This is a genomic window from Psychrobacter sp. I-STPA6b (assembly GCF_020662265.1).
GTDB lineage: Bacteria > Pseudomonadota > Gammaproteobacteria > Pseudomonadales > Moraxellaceae > Psychrobacter.
Window position 1 is genome coordinate 1 of sequence record NZ_VEWM01000063.1, and the last position, 18,135, is coordinate 18,135.

The window sequence follows — 18,135 nt, forward strand, 5'->3', positions numbered from 1 at the left end:
TGTACTAGCTCAAACCTAATCTGACAGTACCCCCAAATTGACGGTCAAGATGTCAGGTTATATTTGAGCTAAATTCTTTTGTGCCCAAACGGATTTACCCTCAGTAAGCGTTTGCATAGGTGTTCTACCACAGCACATCTTACCTTGATGAGTTCTTTCATAATTATAATAAACAAGCCAATCATCTAAATCAGCTTGTAGAGACTCTAGATTATCGTAAATCTTCTTTCGAAAAGCAATTTGATAAAACTCTTGTAAGATAGTCTTATGAAACCGCTCACAAATACCATTGGTTTGCGGGGATTTGGCTTTAGTCTTAGTATGATCTATATCATTGATAGCCAAATAAAGCTCATAATCATGTTGTTCTACCTTACCGCAATACTCAGTACCTCTATCTGTTAATATTCTAAGCATCGGTAACTCATGCTCTTGATAAAACGGCAATACCTTATCATTGAGTAAATCAGCAGCTGTAATCGGTGTTTTGGTATTATATAACTTAGCATGTGCTACCTTCGAATAAGTATCTACAAAGGTCTGCATATAAACACGTCCAACGCCTTTTAAATGACCGACATAGAAAGTATCTTGTGAGCCTAGGTAGCCTGGATGTGCTGTTTCAATCTCACCAGATGCTTCATCGTCTAGTTTTTTCTTTTCAAGTGCTGATATTTGCTCATCAGATAAGAGGATGCCTTCGGCTTCTACTTTTGCCTCTAATGCCTTTAAACGTTTATTGAAGTTTTCTAGGTTGTGTCTTAACCATATAGAACGTACACCACTGCCTGAAACAAAAATACCTACTTTTCTAAGTTCATTAGAGGTTCTGTGCTGACCGTGAGCAGGATAGTCTATGGCATGTTGTATGACAGCTTGTTCTGTGGACTCATCAACTCGATTCTTAAGGTTAGGTACTCGCCTTGATTGATTCACTAATGCGCCTATACCGCCGTTGTCTGCCATTTCTTTATAGCGATAAAAGGTGTCTCGAGAGACCCCCATTATTTTACAAGCTTTAGAGACGTTACCTAGCTCTTGAGCTAAGTTTAGTAAGCCTGCTCTGTGTTTGATGATTGGATTACTATTTGTGCTAGAATGGTTCATGTGTGTTATTCCTTATTTGATAAAGTTTAGACATCTTCATCAATTTGGGTAACACACTCTTTTTTAAAGTGTGATTGTCAGATTAGGTTGAGACTAGTACACTATATACCTACCGAGCTACTATCTTTCCTGTCACTCCCAATCCTGAATCACTACCTGAGCGACTACAAGTCACATAATAAAAATGCAACTCATCATCGACCCACTCAATATGATGCTTTTCAAACTCAGAATAACGAATATATTTTAGCCATTTCTGTTGCAAATAATCCGCCATAAACTGCATATTAACTTGTTTAGCAAACTGACAATGCAAAACCAACATACAATCAGGATTATCCAATCGCTCTGCACTCACAAAAAAGCAAATCTTTTCATCACAGACATAAGCATTCACATCGATTGCAAAGCCGAGCAAATTATCACCCTGACTTTGACCATAGATTAAATATTGTGAATAACGCAATTGCCGACAAGTCGTATCAACTTGCCAGCTATTATGATAAGGCTCATTCATTTAATGACCCTTGCTTTATTTTTAAAAAGAATAACTGGCTAACCAATCTTCTCTGCTCCACCCATAAATGGACGTAATACCTCAGGAATGGTAATACTACCATCTTCATTTTGGTGATTTTCCATCACTGCAAGCAAAGTACGACCTACTGCCAAGCCAGAACCATTTAATGTATGTGCCAGCTCCGTCTTTTTGCCCTCTTTTACTCGTGTACCCATACGTCGTGCCTGAAAGTCACCACAGTTTGAACAACTAGAGATTTCACGATACGTATCTTGGCTAGGCAACCATACTTCAATGTCATAGGTCTTTTGCGCACTAAAGCCCATATCACCCGTACATAACTGCACCACACGATATGGTAATTCTAACTGCTGTAAAATGTACTCCGCCTGCCCCGTCATCGCCTCAAGTAGCTCATCAGACTGAGCCGCCGTTGCAATATTAACCATTTCTACTTTTTCAAACTGATGCTGACGAATCAGTCCACGTGTATCACGCCCATGTGAGCCTGCTTCACTACGAAAACAGGGGGTATGTGCAGTAAATTTAAGTGGTAATTCACTGGCTTCCAGACGCTCACCTCGTACCAAATTAGTCATGGGTACTTCAGCAGTTGGAATCAGATAAAAGCCCATCTCATCGTTATTCGTATGATTGGTCAGTTTAAATAAATCTTCTTCAAATTTTGGCAACTGCCCTGTGCCTTGCAGACTGTCAGAGTTGACAATATACGGCACATAAGTTTCGGTATAGCCATATTTTTGCGTATGCGTGTTAAGCATAAACTGGATTAATGCTCGGTGCATCTGTGCCAGTTGTCCTTTTAACACATTAAAACGGCTACCAGTAAGTTTTGCTGCTGCCTCAAAGTCTAATAACCCAAGTTGCTCACCAATATCGGTATGATCTTTGATTGCAAAGTCAAACTTACGTGGCTCACCCCAACGGCGAATCTCAACATTTTCAGACTCATCTGCACCCACTGGCACACCCTCAGCAGGTAGATTAGGAATTTGCAGAGCAGCAGTATTGATACGCTCCTGTAGGCTACGCAAATCCTCTTCCGCTTGCTTAATATCACCACTGATTGCCTGCATCTGCTCTAATAGCTCACTGGCATCTTCACCATTTTTTTTCAGGATACCAACTTGTTTTGCACCAGCATTACGCTTAGCCTGTAGCTCCTCGGTCTTCACCTGTAAGGATTTACGCTCTGATTCCACTTGTTGCCAAAATGAAGTATCTAGCTCATAACCACGAGCGGCTAAGCGTTGTTTTAAGGTTTCTAAATCCTGACGTAATAGTTTTGGGTCAATCATAAATTTGCCTACTATAAATTGCTGATAAATAACTATTAATAATTTAATAATAATAAAAAAGTGGCTGTAATAAAAAATAATGAGCATACTTAGTATGCTCAACTCTTGACTCACTATCATAGCAAGCCACACTGTTTTTGACTACTTTTACTCCTTTTTTACTTGCTATTTTTTGCATTGCTTTGGCTAAGTTTATACTTATAGGTTTCATTTAAAGCACGATTTCGGTAAGATACACGCTAATAAACTTTTCTTATTATTTTTCTTTCATATCATTGATATCTAACACTGAGCATTCTCATGGCATTGTATCCTTACACGCTTCAACCCGTTGCCTTAAACCTAACTGAAACTGAATTTAAACAAGCACAGCTAGAGCTATTTGAGCAAAGCAACTCCTCCTACGGACTTAACACGCTCAAAACCAAAGAATGGATTGTCATTGCTGTTGTGGTCGCTCTTGCCATTGCTGGCTTAGTTTTTGTTTCAGGATACTCAACGATTTTATTTTGGGTTATGTTAGTTTTAGTAGTCTTGTATTTGGTTATCCGTACCATTGGTATGCGCTGGTATGTCAAGCAAGAGTTTGAAAAACAAATGGCAGAGCAACACATGCCTGAAGAAATGAAAAGCCTAAAATTAGGTGTACAACAGCATGGTTTAGTAATATCAATGCCTGCGCCCAATGCTGGTGTACAACCTAAAGCCATGCGTGGTATGCAAATGCGAGCCAGTAGTCAACAACAAGCTGTCATTCCTTGGAGCGCCATTACCAGTTGGGAAGAAACTGATGACTACCTATTTATGCTATTTGAACTAAAAGGTCAAAAAGGCAGTCAAATCATTCCTAAACGCTTACAGACACAAAAATTTCCCTTTGACACAGTACGTAAACACCTAAAAGAAGTTGTTCCTACTCGCGGTCTACAAACGGAAAATATCACCCAGTAACAGCACACAGATAGCGATTAAAAAAATATATAGAATTATTATATATGATTTATTTAACTCAACACTGATTTTTTGTTATTATTACACCGTGATTGAGAGATAGCGATTCATGATAACAATGAGTGAGTGATGGCTTTTAGCAAAGCTATCAAACACAGTGTTGTTGTCAAAATGAGTATCCTAGTTAATATTTAAATAACAGTATTTCCACAATACCACTGCACTATTTAGATATAATCCTAGCGATTCTATGAATCATATCAATACTTTAATCAAATGAATTCACACCACATTTACTATAAGGATAATATTATGAGTACCAATCAAATTGGTCTAGAAACCAAAGACATGAGCAATGTTATTGAGAAACTTAACGACTTACTATCAAGCTACCACATTTTTTATATCAATGTTCGTGGCTACCACTGGAATGTAAAGGGTGAGCATTTCTTCTCACTTCATGTGAAATTTGAAGAGCTATATACTGCCCTACAGTTACAAATTGATGAGATTGCAGAGCGTATCTTAACTTTAGGTGGCACACCACTACACGCTTATAGCGACTTTGCTCAACACTCTAGCATCAAAGAAGACAAAAACGTCTTTGATGGTCGTCAATGTGTTGAAGGTCTAGTAAATGGCTTGCAAGAGCTGATTACTGAACAACGTGCTGTTGCAGAAGCTGCAGAAGCTGTTGAAGACCAAGGCTCTTCTGACCTAGTAACTGAGTATGTGCAAGAGCAAGAAAAACTTATCTGGATGTATAATGCTTTCTTAGGTTAATGAGTGTCCAAATTTAAAGTATAAAAAAATGCCCATCTTAACAGATGGGCATTTTTTGTAGTGAAAATTTAGAATGAGTATTCTTTTACATCATCATTCTTGTACCCATTGGCGGATTTTTTCACGCTCTTCTGGAGAAGCTTGTAGCCATAATTGCATAAACTTATCTAATGTGCTGGTGTTATTCACATTTACATTATTAGCCGATGGATTTGATGTTTCAAGCGCAGCGATGGCTTGCTGATTGGTTGCTTGTGCCTTATTACCACCAAACATACCACCTATTGCACTAGAAATGCCAGATAAGAAACCACCACCTGAGTTATTAATACTTTCTTGTTGAGCAATGATAGTATTACCTTGCTGGATAGCCAATGTTGGATGCTCAGCATATTCCTTTGCTTCTCGATAAGCTTCTGGTTGCCCAGGCATGGTTAAACGGTAGGTTTGATTATCTACCAAATCAGCACTCACACTGATATGCCCTGAACGTAAATAATCATGATTATCTCCAGATAGGTCATAAAGACGATCATATTTTGCAGTAATCACATGCTTACCAGGCTCTAAGGTAAATTCTTTGGTCAGTGGCTGAAACAAACCTTGTTTAACTTCCTGACCATTAAGTGCGGTTACCTTAATATTATCATCAACCAATAAAGTCACTGCTGCTTGTGCTGAAACTGTCGTTATCATCGTAGCGATACCAAGTGAAATAGCGCCGACTAATGTTTGATATTTCATAAATTATCCTAAAATTTATTATATAAAAACGTTTTGTCCCTAAGTGTAATGACAAAGATAACATATCAACAAAACGAGGTTGGGGAAAAATAATAAGCAATAATACTAGGGTCTGTTAAATAAAAAGCTGCTTTTAAAAATCAAAAGTCATATTATCATCATCAAACTGACTCTTCTCACGATAATCTGCCTGTATTTCTTGATGAATATCTGCCAGCTCAGCCGTCAAGGTCTGCTCATCAATCAGACGTATCGCCTCACTAATTACTGCTTTTGATACATGCGCACGATGTAAGTTTGAGAACATGGGCTGAATAAAGTTCAATATATCTATCATGCCACCAATACGATGAGGACCTTCATTGAGCAAATGCTCTGTGATTCGCTGGTCAAACTGCCAACCACGCCGGCGCAAGATAGAATTTAGCATTGCCTGCCGATCTTCTATATGGTGTCCTTCTGGCACACGAAAAGCAGGTGCTTGTATCAACCGAGTTAATAAATCTGGTAACTCAAAAGGTAACTCACTGGCAGGCGTTTGAGCTGCAAAAACCAGCTGACTTTTACCTTCACGGCTACGATTAATCAAATGAAATATTGCTTCTTGCCATGCCCGACTAAAACGTATCGCTTCTAAATCATCAATAGCAATAATCTCAAAGCTCTCTAAGGATGCCAAAACGCTCACGTCCGTCTGAATCAATTCACTTAAAGATAAACAAATTGCTTTTCTATCCATCTCTAGATAAGATTCACAAATTGCTGATAGCAAATGTGATTTACCTGTTGCTGGGCTACCATAAATGTATAACTGTCCAACCAGACCAATATGCAACTGACGTATGGCGTCAATAATCGTCGACCAGCCCGGCCCTGCAAAATCACTTAGACTTGCATCACGTTTTACATCCAGATTCAGACTAAGCTGAGCATCTACCATATTCAAAGTACTCATTGTAATAGGTGAGATTGTGTAACTATATCAATCCATTATCTCATGGCATATTTCCATTAATACCATGATATATCTATATTCATCCAGTAATCGTAAATAACTAACAGGCAACCAAAAATATAACAAACAGCTATTATTCAGGCTTATTTATATCACATTCTTTTACCAAAGACCAAGAGCAAAGCGTAAGTACCTGACCAGCCTCTAATCAAATAGTTTTAGCTGACGCTTTCCCTTATAAAGATCACTCTTCATATATGCTGCATACGCATGCTTAAATAAAACATTTAAGACAGCAGAAACTGGCAAAGCTATCAGCATACCCACAAATCCTAATAAAGCAGCACCTGCTAATACCGAAAAAATAACCCACAATGGAGATAAGCCAATTTTATCGCCCAATAAGAGTGGCTGTAGGATATAACCTTCTATCGCCTGCCCTACCATAAATGCACCAATAATCAATCCAAGATATACCCAATCGGCACCAAACTGGAAAATACCAGCGACAATCGCTGCAATAAAACCAATACCAAAACCCAGATAAGGAACAAAACTGGCAATACCTGCAATCATCCCAATCGTTAAGCCTAAATCCAGTCCAATTAACTCTAACTGCACTGCATAAATAATACCTAACAAAATCATTACCAATAACTGCCCTTTCACAAAAGACATCAATGCTTTATCACAATCTTTGGTAATTTCAAGGATTTTATTAGCATACTGTTTTGGTAAAGACATTTTCCATTGTTGTAAACGCTTATCCCAGTTGAATAAAAAATAAAAGGTCAAGATGGGTAACAACACAATCATACCTGCATTGTTCACCAGTGTTAGACCTGAAGTCAGCACTTTTCTCATTAATGACTGCGCATCTTGTACGTCATAGTTTGTACCAAGATACTGTACCATGGTCTCAGATAACACATGTGATTCTAATAATGGTAGATGCAACCGATTACCACTTTTTCCTTCTACCCATTCTCTAGCAGTATTGTTATACCATGATACTGCGCGTGGTAAATATTCCCATAATGCCTGCAACTGAACCCATACTGTCGGCACTAACCACCATAAGAACACTAAAACACCAATAGTAATTGCCAAATACACCACAATAATTGCTATCCAGCGACGCATATACCGAGATAATCTAGTCACCAGCGGATTTACCAAATATGCCAAAACAAATGCACTAAAAAAAGGAATAATAACTGGTGTTAATAAGTAAAGAATATACAAACTACACACAATCGCTGTTACAATAAAAGCTCGGCGAAAAAATGGATCAATGGAGCGTATGGGCATGCTGACTCTACCAATGGTTACGTGTTAAGATTTTAAGAATGTCACATTACCGTAAAAATGCGTTGGTTTTAGTCATTTTTTGTTACTAATTTTTATATAAAACTTCTATATAATAAGACAGTTCTATAAAAATCTTTGCTATGCCAGTATTTTACCTATCGTATAATGCATACCAGAACTGCCTCATACATATACCATTTAACATTTTTATTGCAGTATTTGCTACTAACACCATGTCATGATAACAAAGCAATCATGACGCTTTTATTTCAAAATCACTAAAAGGTAATCCACTTCTATGACTACCCCCACTTCTCTTAGCTACAAAGATGCTGGTGTCGATATTGATGCTGGTGATGCACTCGTTCAACGTATTAAATCAGTCGCTCGTGCCACATCACGTCCAGAAGTTGTCGGTGGACTGGGTGGTTTTGGTGCATTATGTCGTATTCCCCAAGGTTATCGCTCACCTCTTTTAGTCTCTGGTACAGATGGCGTGGGGACAAAGCTTAAATTGGCATTGGCTTTACAGATGCATGACACCATTGGCATTGATTTGGTGGCTATGTGTGTTAATGACTTATTGGTTTGTGGTGCTGAGCCCTTATTTTTCCTTGACTATTACGCCACAGGAAAGCTTGATGTCGATACAGCAACCGCAGTGGTAACAGGTATTGGTGAAGGTTGCCAACAAGCTGGATGCGCCCTTATTGGTGGTGAAACTGCAGAAATGCCTGGTATGTATCAAGCAGAAGACTATGACCTTGCTGGATTTTGTGTGGGTGTGGTCGAAGAATCCGAAGTGATTACTGGTGAATCTGTTGCTGAAGGTGATGCTCTTATTGCTATTGCTTCTAGTGGCGCACACTCAAATGGTTACTCTTTGATTCGCAAAGTTATTGAAGTTAGTGGCGTAGATATTACTAACACTGATGAGCAACTAGATGGTGTTCCGTTAGCACAAGCATTAATGGCACCTACCAAAATCTATGTCAAAGCCATCCAAGCACTGCAAAAAGCCTTGGGGAATGACAAACTACATGCCATGTCACACATTACTGGGGGTGGACTGACAGAAAACTTGCCACGTGTTTTACCAGAACATCTATCAGCACAAATTGATAGCCAAAGCTGGCAGATGCCTGAGCTATTTAACTGGCTACAGAAAAACGGTAACATCGCCCAAGCTGAGATGTATCGCACCTTTAACTGTGGGGTAGGCTTTGTTGTGATTGTCCCTGCTGACCAAGTGCAGCTTGCGATTGATACACTGACACAAGCTGGGGAAACAGCATGGCAAATTGGTAAAATGGTCAGCCGTACAGCAGATACAGATGCTGTTATCTACCGTTAACTTTAGACCAAACTCTTATGACAATCTCAAGTGAACATAGCATGAGCCAATCTGTAACCACACCTGCTTACTTTGCACAACAAAATAACGCTGCTTCCACATCGCCGTTAAAAGTGGCGGTGCTGGTTTCAGGTAATGGTAGTAACTTGCAAGTATTAATTGATGCAATGCAAGCAAAAAAATTGCCAATTGATATTGTTGGGGTCATTAGTAATAAAGAAGATGCCTATGCCATCACTCGTGCGCAACAAGCTGGCATTGCTACAGCTATTTTTTCACATATTCAATCGGGTGAAAAAGCTGGAAAATGCATGGGTATACGAACCTTCGAGCGTCATGCACTTAAGCAATTACAAACATGGCAACCAGATTTGATTGTATTGGCAGGATTTATGCGAGTATTGGGTGCAGAGTTTATCGCATCTATACCAGCACCGATGATTAACTTGCATCCATCTTTGCTACCAAACTATAAGGGGCTGGATACTCATCAGCGAGTTCTTAATGCAGGTGAGCGCTATCATGGCTGTAGTGTGCATGTAGTCACAGCCGAGCTGGATGCAGGTACTGTATTGACTCAAGCTGTGGTAGAAATTGCGTCTTCTGAAAACAGCAAGTCCCTACAAGCCAAAGTGCAAAAACAAGAACATATCCTACTACCGTGGACAATACAACTGATTGCCAGTGGTATTCTACCCTACTCTATTTTAGTCCCTAGCTCTAGTGAACAGACTAAAGCTGATAGCCATACTAATGCCAATAGTGCTATTTATACACCACCATTGCCACTACAATTTTTTGGCTAAACAAAAAAGGGAGATTGATATATTCAATCTCCCTTTTCAATTTGTCAACTGCATCAACCTGTTTAAAATAGGTTATCTAACTAAATCAAGCATCTGGATGCAAACGTACATTTAGCTCATCAATTGTTTCTACCCAAACAGCATCCATTTTCCACTCTTCTTGTAAAAACATACGCTGTTTTTCATTCCAAAAGTCGGCATCAACTAAGTCTTCATCTTTTTCTAACTGATGTTCAGCAATAAACTTATCAATAGCTTCATCTGAGCTTTCAAGCCCAAGCTGAGCAAACAAATCATTCATACTATATTCTGGTTCACCTAACATATCTCACTCCTTTGGTTGTTGTATGTAATTATCATAAACATATGATTTGACTTCCAAGTATCAGTTTAACTACTTAGCACTGATAATGTTGTTTGTAAATATAGACAATTATGTTACGAGGCGTATCAAAAAAGCCTGTCAAATAACATGACAGGCTCTGTTTAACTTTAACTATCTCATATCATTAAAGCTTAATATCCTTAAAGATATCAAACCTTAATAAATACTCAGCATCAACTAAGGAAGTAGATGGGCAACGGCGTCACGCTCTTCGGTTAGCTCTTGCTCAGTAGCTTGCATTTTCTCTTTTGAGAAATCAGAAGACACATCTAAGCCTTCAACGATTTTCCAATCACCATCTTGGCAAGTGCAAGGGAATGAGTAGATTAGACCTTCTGTGATGCCATACTCGCCATTTGAGTATACACCCATAGAGACCCAATCATTCTCATCGCTACCCAATGCCCAAGTGCGCATATGCGCAATAGCAGCATTAGCAGCCGATGCAGCAGATGATGCACCACGTGCTTCAATAATCGCAGCTCCACGCTTCTGTACACTTGGGATATAGCTGTTTTCATACCAATCACGGTCTACTTGCTCTAGCGCAGGTTTACCATTAACGGTACATTCAGTCAAATCAGGATACTGAGTTGATGAGTGGTTACCCCAGATAATCATTTTTTTCACGTCATTTACTGTGCTGTTAGTTTCTTCAGCAAGCTGTGCCATACCACGGTTGTGGTCAAGACGAGTCATGGCAGTGAAGTTACGTGGATCAAGATCTGGTGCGTTACGCTGTGCAATTAAAGCATTGGTATTAGCAGGGTTACCAACAACCAATACTTTTACATCACGGCTAGCCACATCATTTAATGCTTTACCTTGAGCTGAGAAGATAGCAGCGTTTGCTTCTAGTAAGTCTTTACGCTCCATACCAGGACCACGAGGACGCGCACCAACCAATAATGCATAATCAGCATCTTTAAATGCAACGTTAGCATCATCTGTTTGTACAATACCTGCTAATAATGGGAATGCACAGTCTTCTAGCTCCATTACAACGCCTTTTAGCGCATCAAGAGCAGGTGTGATTTCTAATAATTGTAAAATAACAGGCTGATCCTTGCCTAACATCTCGCCTGATGCAATACGAAAAAGCATGGCATAGCTAATATTACCAGCAGCACCAGTCACGGCAACTCGAACGGGTTGTTTCATAAAAAACTCCTTATGTATTATAGATAGGAAATTATAGCCAATCCAACTAAAGTCAAACACAAGACTAAACCTGCATATTGTACGAATACAACATGCAATCAAGACTTCTATTTATATTATTTTGAACTAACTATAACAAATATATAGAACAAATCAGTCAACTTGAACTTTAGTGACCATTTAGTGTTTAATCATACGCTGAATGCAGTCTGTGTAAACCCTAAATAGACGATATTTTCTAGCCTTATTACACAATGCCTACCATTTAATAACCATTAAATGAGCAAGCAAGGTCATACCTAAGATACAACATTGATAATAGGTAGACCACTTTATACTTTCATTCAGGAAATACATTACTCAAAATACAGTTAAAGTCTGTAATCTGTATCAAGCAGTGGCTTAAACTATTTTAGACTGCTTTATGTTTTTTACAATGAGTCCAGAATAGCACCCACTTAACTCCCTGTCAGTACAGCGATTAAGTGTAACATCGAACGCCCCTTGGTGCTAGCCTTATCCGTTGTTCCCCCAGATTGTCAGCCTATCAGGGCAAGTATCTACCGTATTTGAGCAGTTACCTTGTCCATCTGTATAGCAAATCTGTATTTTAGTCAAAATAGACCGTTGCTGTACTGGCTGACAAATAAAATTGATCTGACCAATTCTTAATCTTGGGTTCAATCGTCTAAACTTTTGTTGCAACATCGCTTTATCAACATAATAGCGGTCACCAGAGGCAATCTCTTCTGGTAATTTTAATTCACTGGTATATCGAGTCACTAAGCGAAAATACTCACTGGCACTTAACGGACTGCAAGCACCATGACGACGCCATGCCTGACGTAAAAAGGTATCATCAGGCATGATACGGCGTACGACCTTTTCTTGAACAGGGGATAAAACAGGTGTGGTACTAGATAGACAGTCATAGCCTAGATCTAGTGATGACACTGTCATGCGGTAGCCTTCTTGACATTGACGCATCTGTGCTCGTGAGGGATACAGCAAACACATCGCAGGTGTCATCTCTAAGGTCAATATTTGTCTACCTGTTTCTGATGCGTGAGCCGAAGAGCTATATATTGAAACATAAAACACCAATATATAGAGCATCAACGCATAAACACCCATAGTCATCCACCAGAACTTCTTGAATATCATATTCATAGCTATTCTATTTTTTCATTATTTAGACTCTGAAGTATTCAAGTTTACTATTCAAGTATATTGAATATACCAGTTAGAAACCAGATGGTATCACACCCATACGCTGTGAAATAGGCATCGCATTTCCAAGCAAACTACTATAAATAGTCGCATTTTCCATAACATGCTTCACATAGTTGCGTGTTTCAGGGTAAGCAATGGTTTCAACATACTGGTCTGCCATCATTTGACCATATGTTGGTTGCCAACGTTTTGCTTTATTAGGTCCAGCATTATAACCTGCAGTTGCTAATACAGGCTGATAATTTAGCTTCGCCAATATATCACTCATATACCATGTACCATAACGGATATTGGTATCACCATGATTCGCTCGACTAGAGCTATACGGCTCTCCCAGATTGCGAGCAATATATCTTGCCGTTGCTGGCATGATCTGCATCAGCCCACTTGCACCCACACCAGAGCGTGCAGAAGTCACAAATCGACTTTCTTGGCGCATGATGCCATATGCCCATGCAGGGTCAATCCCTACTGACTGGCTATAACGTACAACCGAAGATTGATAAGGCATTGGATGTGATAATGCCAAAGACTTTAACCCATCTGTACTTTCTATTGCATAGATAGCTCTATCCAGCCAGCCAATATCATAAGCTTGTTTAGCAGCTGCTGTAATCAACGCATAGTCACGATTATCTCGTGCCTGTTTTACTGCCCAATTCCACTCACGATTAGCATATGTACGACTGGCATCTGCATTATACAACGCAAATGCACGCGCAAAATGAGGGTCTTGATTCACACGCTGACGGTCATAATCAGTCACTGCTGGCATTTGATTGCCACCTGATTGTGACACATGATAGCGTTGTCCGATTTTATCACGAGACAATAGCCCATAATAATCATCAGAACGTGCTAAAGTCTGATAAATCTGTTTTGCGATATTTTTCTGATTGGCATCACCAACTTGCTCGTAGGCTCGTGCAAGCCAATATTGCCATATTGGCTCTCTTTGAGTTGTATTACTCATGCTTGAGATGGCATTGATTAAATCTGCCCATTGACTAAAGCGAATGGCAGCCTGTGCATAGTCCTCTGCTTCTTCAAAGTTAAATGACTGCCCCAAACTTTTACGAAACCACTCGATCGCCTCTTCATTAAAGCCATCATCGGTATTATAGTTCATACGTTTGACACCCAAGATACGATAGGCATATTGTCTGGTATCATCCGAAAGCAAATGCTGACTACGCTGATTATCTTGTCTAATATCATAGTCCACTTGCAAAGCTGCATCGCGATAAGACTTATCTGCCATCCGTCCTATTGCATATAAATATAGATACTGATTCAACTGACTGTATGGCTCTTGCTTAAAGCGATTTAGAAAGTTATTTGGGTTTCTTTGTATCTCACTTAAAGCTGAGTATTCGATTGGTACTCCTAGACGAACAGACAGAGCAATAATATCTCCGGTACTACCTGTACGAAGCATCCGCTTTAAGCGCTCCAAACGATCTTGATTGGTAATAATGGGATTGCTATTAAGCTCAGTTGCCAGTTGATTACACAGCGCTGGTTGCTTCTTAGTCGTTAGCCACACTTTCTCTTTGGCTGTGATTGAGCGTATGCTATCGCCACCTTGATTGTAGCCAAGTGCAAGTGCACACTCTTCACTTTCATCCGCATTAACAACCAAGTTTGCCACTTGACGTACAGAAGCATAATCACCTGCCTTTGCCTTCACTTCTGCAAAATCTGCAGCAAGCTTCTCTGCCATGACACTGCCACCATACTGACGAGCAAAACGAGCCACTGTTGCTGAGTTTTGCATCTCAAGACTATCATTTAGTCTCCAGTATTCAGGATACATGGCAAATAATCCACCACTCATCATTTGCTCATAGTTATATAGTGCCCCTATATCACCCCGATCCGCAGCAGTGGCCGCTTCATTAAAGTAGCTAACGCTCGTATCATTGTAGTTACTTTGATAAGATGACTGAGCGCATGCTACTTGAGCAACGCCTAGCATGCTTAATACTGAAACTACCATCCCATAGCCATACTTTACGGGTAACCTTTGAGTTGAGGCACTATCACCATAAATATTTGTTTTTAAATAATTTTTCATAAATATACTTTAACTAATTAGTAAAAAAATAATAAACTATAGAGTCTTTTCAACCTTCATCTTCAGAACAAGCAAGATAAATTCAGCTTATATCTAGGGTAACAAAAAAAGATGGTTTTTATTCAAGATGGGGATATAAACCAGTTCACTAGTGCTAGAGTAGCTCAATTTATCCAGTTTTTACACAAAGATAAAATACATGATAACCCTTTAAAAATATTGATTTAACAGAATGAATAATGAATATCCAATCAATTTAGTTCGTGATTTATTACATGCTAAATCAGGTTATTCAAGTGCAGTGTTTCTACCTACTTTTCAAAACAGCACACAAGGTTTAAGCAAAATAGCAAGCTCCTGTTGACTCTCCTCTAAGCTTACTTAAAGTCTAGCCCAAACAATAGCTGACTAAAGCAACATTACCTATCTGACTTTTCCATGCTGTACAGAAGTTGTAACTGTACCCATCATCACTTCTCTGTTCACCTATCTGTACCATGACGGGCTTATCTTCACTATGGTATAATAGAAGGTTAAGTAATTTATGACCCAATCTTTATTATGATGGACAACCCTTTATGAGTGTAACTGTATTCAATCCAACAGCTCAGGTAACTGATAATCAGGAAAAGCATACCTATAACTCAGCCCATGGCGCAGATATAGAGACTCATGAGCATCATGGTGTAGATACACCTGTTAAAAAAGTCTTTATTGCCACTCAGGGTTGCCAGATGAATGTCTATGACTCAGAGAAAATGGGCAACGTGCTTGGTGACTCTCATGGTATGCAAGTCACTACGGATATCAATGAAGCAGATGTCCTTATTATGAATACCTGTTCCATCAGGGAAAAAGCTCAAGAAAAAGTGTTTTCTGAGTTAGGTCGTTGGCGTAAGTTAAAAGAAAAGAATCCAAACTTAGTCATTGGTGTTGGTGGCTGTGTTGCCTCTCAAGAAGGCGATAATATTCAGCAACGTGCACCCTATGTTGATATGGTTTTTGGCCCTCAAACATTACACCGTTTACCTGAGCTATATGAAAAGTCTGCCAAACAGCAACATATTGCACCAAAAAATCGTATTGGTACAGTAGATGTTTCTTTTCCTAGTATTGAGAAATTCGACTTTCTGCCTGAGCCTACTGTAGAAGGGTTTCGTGCCTTTGTTTCTATTATGGAAGGCTGTTCAAAATACTGCTCGTTTTGTGTCGTACCCTATACTCGTGGTGAAGAGCTGTCTCGCCCACTTGATGATGTCTTAGCAGAGATTGACAGTCTTGCTGAGCAGGGCGTGCGTGAAGTCACTCTACTAGGACAAAATGTGAATGGCTATCGTGGTGAGAAGGATGACGGTAGTATTTGCCGTTTTTCTGAGTTGTTGCATTATGTCGCACATATTGATGGTATTGAACGTATTCGCTATACCACCAGTCATCCACTTGAGTTCACTGATGACATCATCGATGCTTATGCAAAGCTACCACAACTGGTCTCACATTTGCACCTACCAGTACAAAGTGGCTCAAATAAAGTTTTAGCTGCTATGAAGCGTAATCACACCATTGATGTATATATTAACCAAATCAATAAACTCAAAGCTGTACGCCCAGACATACACCTTTCTAGTGACTTTATCATTGGCTTTCCCGGTGAAACTGAAGAGGACTTCCAAGAAACACTACAACTCGCAAAAGACTTAGATTTTGACCACTCTTATAGCTTTATTTATTCAAAACGTCCTGGTACGCCCGCAGCCGAGCTATATGATGATGTCAGCCTAAATACCAAAAAACAACGCTTAGCCATATTTCAAGAAGTCATCAAACAATCTACCCTCAAAAAGACCCAAGAGATGGTTGGACAAACTGTTCGAGTCTTAGTAGAACAAGTTGCCGACCGTCACCCAGATCATTTATTAGGTACAGCAGACAATACTCGCTCAGTGATGTTTGCTAACCCCAAAGGTGAAGAAGCAACAACATCTGAGCTTATTGGACAATTTGTACAGATAAAAATTACTGAGTTTGTTAGTCCACATATGGTCAAAGGAGAGCTAGTCTCTATACTTGGCTAAATACAAAATACTAAATAAAACAGTAAGTCATTAATAATGCTAACTTTTAAGCTGTATGAAACCATCTCATACAGCTTATTTTTTATTTAAGACTGCATAATACGTCATCAGGCGTCGCATAGTGTGATTTTACCCCTATCTTCTCAAGCAGGCTTTGCATATAATGACATCAACACATACAGATACAATTCAATTTAGCTATCTAAATCAACTAACATGATATATGACATAGGACACGATTATGGACGAAAATAAAGCAAAAGCACTCAAAGCTGCATTAGGTCAAATTGAAAAGCAATTTGGCAAAAATACTATCATGCACTTAGGTGATGATTCTGCCACACTTGATGTAGACGTGGTATCAACTGGCTCACTTGGGTTAGACATCGCTTTAGGTATTGGTGGACTACCCAAAGGGCGTATCATCGAAATCTACGGTCCAGAAAGTTCAGGGAAAACTACCCTAACCTTACAAGCCATCGCTGAATGTCAAAAACAAGGGGGCACTTGTGCATTTATTGATGCAGAGCATGCTCTAGACCCTATCTATGCTCGCAAACTTGGGGTAAATACAGATGATCTTTTGGTCTCTCAGCCAGATAATGGTGAGCAAGCACTAGAGATTACTGACATGCTCGTACGCTCAGGTGCTATTGACATGATTGTCATTGACTCTGTGGCGGCCCTAACTCCAAAAGCAGAAATTGAAGGCGAAATGGGTGACAGTCATATGGGCTTGCAAGCCCGCCTAATGAGCCAAGCTTTGCGTAAAATTACTGGTAATGCCAAACGCTCAAACTGTATGGTTATCTTCATTAACCAGATTCGTATGAAAATTGGGGTAATGTTTGGCTCACCTGAAACCACAACTGGTGGTAATGCCCTAAAATTCTATGCTTCTGTACGTATGGATATCCGTCGTATCGGCTCAGTTAAAGATGGTGATGATATTGTCGGTAACCAGACTCGTGTCAAAGTCATCAAAAACAAAATGGCACCGCCATTCCGCCAAGCTGAGTTCGAAATCACCTATGGTGAAGGTACAAACCATCTGGCAGAAGTGATTGACCTTGGAGTTGATATTGGCATCGTAAAAAAAGCAGGTGCATGGTATAGCTATGGTGATAGCAAAATTGGGCAAGGTAAAGCCAACTCTGTGCAGTACCTAAAAGACAACCCAGCTATTGCTGAAGAAATAGAGGCCCAAGTACGTGCCGAAAAGCTAAGCAGCAATACTGGCGCTGCTTCAAATAACAATGAGTCAGAAGTACAAGATAATACACAAGATCATGATGATCCATCTGCAGAGCTATAAACCCTAACGCTACTATGAATGAAGAATTAAGAGAGACTG

General features: G+C 39.5%; 16 protein-coding genes. 6 read left to right on the forward strand and 10 right to left on the reverse strand.

Annotated elements, in window-relative coordinates:
* Window positions 1-57: 57 nt before the first annotated feature.
* From FHK88_RS05310 to serS, 3 genes are all read right to left on the reverse strand, one after another.
* Window positions 58-1,107, reverse strand: a complete 1,050-nt coding sequence (locus FHK88_RS05310; protein ID WP_227429178.1) for an IS481 family transposase — start codon at window positions 1,105-1,107, stop codon at window positions 58-60.
* A gap of 109 nt (window positions 1,108-1,216) precedes the next feature.
* Window positions 1,217-1,624 carry a hypothetical protein gene (locus FHK88_RS05315; RefSeq protein ID WP_227429714.1) on the reverse strand — a complete coding sequence of 136 codons (408 nt, stop codon included), beginning with the start codon at window positions 1,622-1,624 and terminating at the stop codon, window positions 1,217-1,219.
* Window positions 1,625-1,662: 38 nt separating this feature from the next.
* Window positions 1,663-2,946, reverse strand: coding sequence for a serine--tRNA ligase (gene serS / locus FHK88_RS05320; RefSeq protein ID WP_227429715.1), 1,284 nt, complete (start codon window positions 2,944-2,946; stop codon window positions 1,663-1,665).
* Between the two features lie 300 nt (window positions 2,947-3,246).
* Between serS and FHK88_RS05325 the strand changes: the two genes are divergently transcribed.
* Window positions 3,247-3,897, forward strand: coding sequence for a YcxB family protein (locus tag FHK88_RS05325; protein ID WP_227429716.1), 651 nt, complete (start codon window positions 3,247-3,249; stop codon window positions 3,895-3,897).
* A 312-nt stretch (window positions 3,898-4,209) separates the two neighbouring features.
* The gene (locus tag FHK88_RS05330; RefSeq protein WP_227429717.1) at window positions 4,210-4,680 is read left to right on the forward strand and encodes a Dps family protein; all 471 of its coding nucleotides are present in this window, start codon (window positions 4,210-4,212) and stop codon (window positions 4,678-4,680) included.
* Window positions 4,681-4,773: 93 nt separating this feature from the next.
* Here the strand turns inward: FHK88_RS05330 and FHK88_RS05335 are convergent, their stop codons facing one another.
* The 3 genes from FHK88_RS05335 to FHK88_RS05345 all read right to left on the reverse strand — a co-directional run bounded on the left by FHK88_RS05335 (window position 4,774) and on the right by FHK88_RS05345 (window position 7,690).
* Window positions 4,774-5,424: a DUF2057 family protein gene (locus tag FHK88_RS05335; protein WP_227429718.1), complete on the reverse strand. Its 651-nt coding sequence runs from the start codon at window positions 5,422-5,424 to the stop codon at window positions 4,774-4,776.
* A 133-nt stretch (window positions 5,425-5,557) separates the two neighbouring features.
* Complete coding sequence (locus FHK88_RS05340; protein ID WP_227430063.1) at window positions 5,558-6,364, reverse strand: DnaA ATPase domain-containing protein; 807 nt, start codon at window positions 6,362-6,364, stop codon at window positions 5,558-5,560.
* Between the two features lie 219 nt (window positions 6,365-6,583).
* The gene (locus FHK88_RS05345) at window positions 6,584-7,690 is read right to left on the reverse strand and encodes an AI-2E family transporter (protein WP_227429719.1); all 1,107 of its coding nucleotides are present in this window, start codon (window positions 7,688-7,690) and stop codon (window positions 6,584-6,586) included.
* Window positions 7,691-7,988: 298 nt separating this feature from the next.
* Between FHK88_RS05345 and purM the strand changes: the two genes are divergently transcribed.
* Together purM and purN are read left to right on the forward strand one after the other, a co-directional pair.
* Window positions 7,989-9,044, forward strand: a complete 1,056-nt coding sequence (gene purM / locus FHK88_RS05350) for a phosphoribosylformylglycinamidine cyclo-ligase (protein WP_227429720.1) — start codon at window positions 7,989-7,991, stop codon at window positions 9,042-9,044.
* A 41-nt stretch (window positions 9,045-9,085) separates the two neighbouring features.
* Window positions 9,086-9,850, forward strand: coding sequence for a phosphoribosylglycinamide formyltransferase (gene purN / locus FHK88_RS05355; RefSeq protein ID WP_227429721.1), 765 nt, complete (start codon window positions 9,086-9,088; stop codon window positions 9,848-9,850).
* Window positions 9,851-9,935: 85 nt separating this feature from the next.
* Here purN and FHK88_RS05360 read toward each other — a convergent pair whose 3' ends face one another.
* The 4 genes from FHK88_RS05360 to FHK88_RS05375 all read right to left on the reverse strand — a co-directional run bounded on the left by FHK88_RS05360 (window position 9,936) and on the right by FHK88_RS05375 (window position 14,628).
* Window positions 9,936-10,175 carry a DUF2789 domain-containing protein gene (locus FHK88_RS05360; protein WP_227429722.1) on the reverse strand — a complete coding sequence of 80 codons (240 nt, stop codon included), beginning with the start codon at window positions 10,173-10,175 and terminating at the stop codon, window positions 9,936-9,938.
* 237 nt (window positions 10,176-10,412) lie between these two features.
* Window positions 10,413-11,396 (reverse strand): malate dehydrogenase, encoded by a 984-nt coding sequence (locus FHK88_RS05365; RefSeq protein ID WP_227429723.1) that lies wholly within the window; start codon window positions 11,394-11,396, stop codon window positions 10,413-10,415.
* Between the two features lie 516 nt (window positions 11,397-11,912).
* Window positions 11,913-12,566: a hypothetical protein gene (locus tag FHK88_RS05370; protein WP_227429724.1), complete on the reverse strand. Its 654-nt coding sequence runs from the start codon at window positions 12,564-12,566 to the stop codon at window positions 11,913-11,915.
* Window positions 12,567-12,639: 73 nt separating this feature from the next.
* On the reverse strand, window positions 12,640-14,628 hold the full coding sequence (locus FHK88_RS05375; protein ID WP_413680458.1) for a transglycosylase SLT domain-containing protein: 1,989 nt from the start codon (window positions 14,626-14,628) through the stop codon (window positions 12,640-12,642).
* Window positions 14,629-15,284: 656 nt separating this feature from the next.
* On the opposite strand from FHK88_RS05375, the gene miaB reads away from it, so the two are divergent.
* Both miaB and recA read left to right on the forward strand, forming a co-directional pair.
* A complete protein-coding gene (gene miaB, locus FHK88_RS05380; RefSeq protein ID WP_227429726.1) occupies window positions 15,285-16,781 on the forward strand; it encodes a tRNA (N6-isopentenyl adenosine(37)-C2)-methylthiotransferase MiaB in 1,497 nt (498 codons plus the stop codon).
* A gap of 241 nt (window positions 16,782-17,022) precedes the next feature.
* Window positions 17,023-18,096, forward strand: a complete 1,074-nt coding sequence (gene recA, locus FHK88_RS05385; protein ID WP_227429727.1) for a recombinase RecA — start codon at window positions 17,023-17,025, stop codon at window positions 18,094-18,096.
* Window positions 18,097-18,135: the final 39 nt, after the last annotated feature.

Coding starts and splice junctions, on each gene's coding strand:
- FHK88_RS05310 (WP_227429178.1), bottom strand. CDS start 1,107: ATGAACCATTCTAGCACAAATAGTAATCCAATCATCAAACACAGAGCA.
- FHK88_RS05315 (WP_227429714.1), bottom strand. CDS start 1,624: ATGAATGAGCCTTATCATAATAGCTGGCAAGTTGATACGACTTGTCGG.
- serS (WP_227429715.1), bottom strand. CDS start 2,946: ATGATTGACCCAAAACTATTACGTCAGGATTTAGAAACCTTAAAACAA.
- FHK88_RS05325 (WP_227429716.1), top strand. CDS start 3,247: ATGGCATTGTATCCTTACACGCTTCAACCCGTTGCCTTAAACCTAACT.
- FHK88_RS05330 (WP_227429717.1), top strand. CDS start 4,210: ATGAGTACCAATCAAATTGGTCTAGAAACCAAAGACATGAGCAATGTT.
- FHK88_RS05335 (WP_227429718.1), bottom strand. CDS start 5,424: ATGAAATATCAAACATTAGTCGGCGCTATTTCACTTGGTATCGCTACG.
- FHK88_RS05340 (WP_227430063.1), bottom strand. CDS start 6,364: ATGGTAGATGCTCAGCTTAGTCTGAATCTGGATGTAAAACGTGATGCA.
- FHK88_RS05345 (WP_227429719.1), bottom strand. CDS start 7,690: ATGCCCATACGCTCCATTGATCCATTTTTTCGCCGAGCTTTTATTGTA.
- purM (WP_227429720.1), top strand. CDS start 7,989: ATGACTACCCCCACTTCTCTTAGCTACAAAGATGCTGGTGTCGATATT.
- purN (WP_227429721.1), top strand. CDS start 9,086: ATGAGCCAATCTGTAACCACACCTGCTTACTTTGCACAACAAAATAAC.
- FHK88_RS05360 (WP_227429722.1), bottom strand. CDS start 10,175: ATGTTAGGTGAACCAGAATATAGTATGAATGATTTGTTTGCTCAGCTT.
- FHK88_RS05365 (WP_227429723.1), bottom strand. CDS start 11,396: ATGAAACAACCCGTTCGAGTTGCCGTGACTGGTGCTGCTGGTAATATT.
- FHK88_RS05370 (WP_227429724.1), bottom strand. CDS start 12,566: ATGAATATGATATTCAAGAAGTTCTGGTGGATGACTATGGGTGTTTAT.
- FHK88_RS05375 (WP_413680458.1), bottom strand. CDS start 14,628: ATGGTAGTTTCAGTATTAAGCATGCTAGGCGTTGCTCAAGTAGCATGC.
- miaB (WP_227429726.1), top strand. CDS start 15,285: ATGAGTGTAACTGTATTCAATCCAACAGCTCAGGTAACTGATAATCAG.
- recA (WP_227429727.1), top strand. CDS start 17,023: ATGGACGAAAATAAAGCAAAAGCACTCAAAGCTGCATTAGGTCAAATT.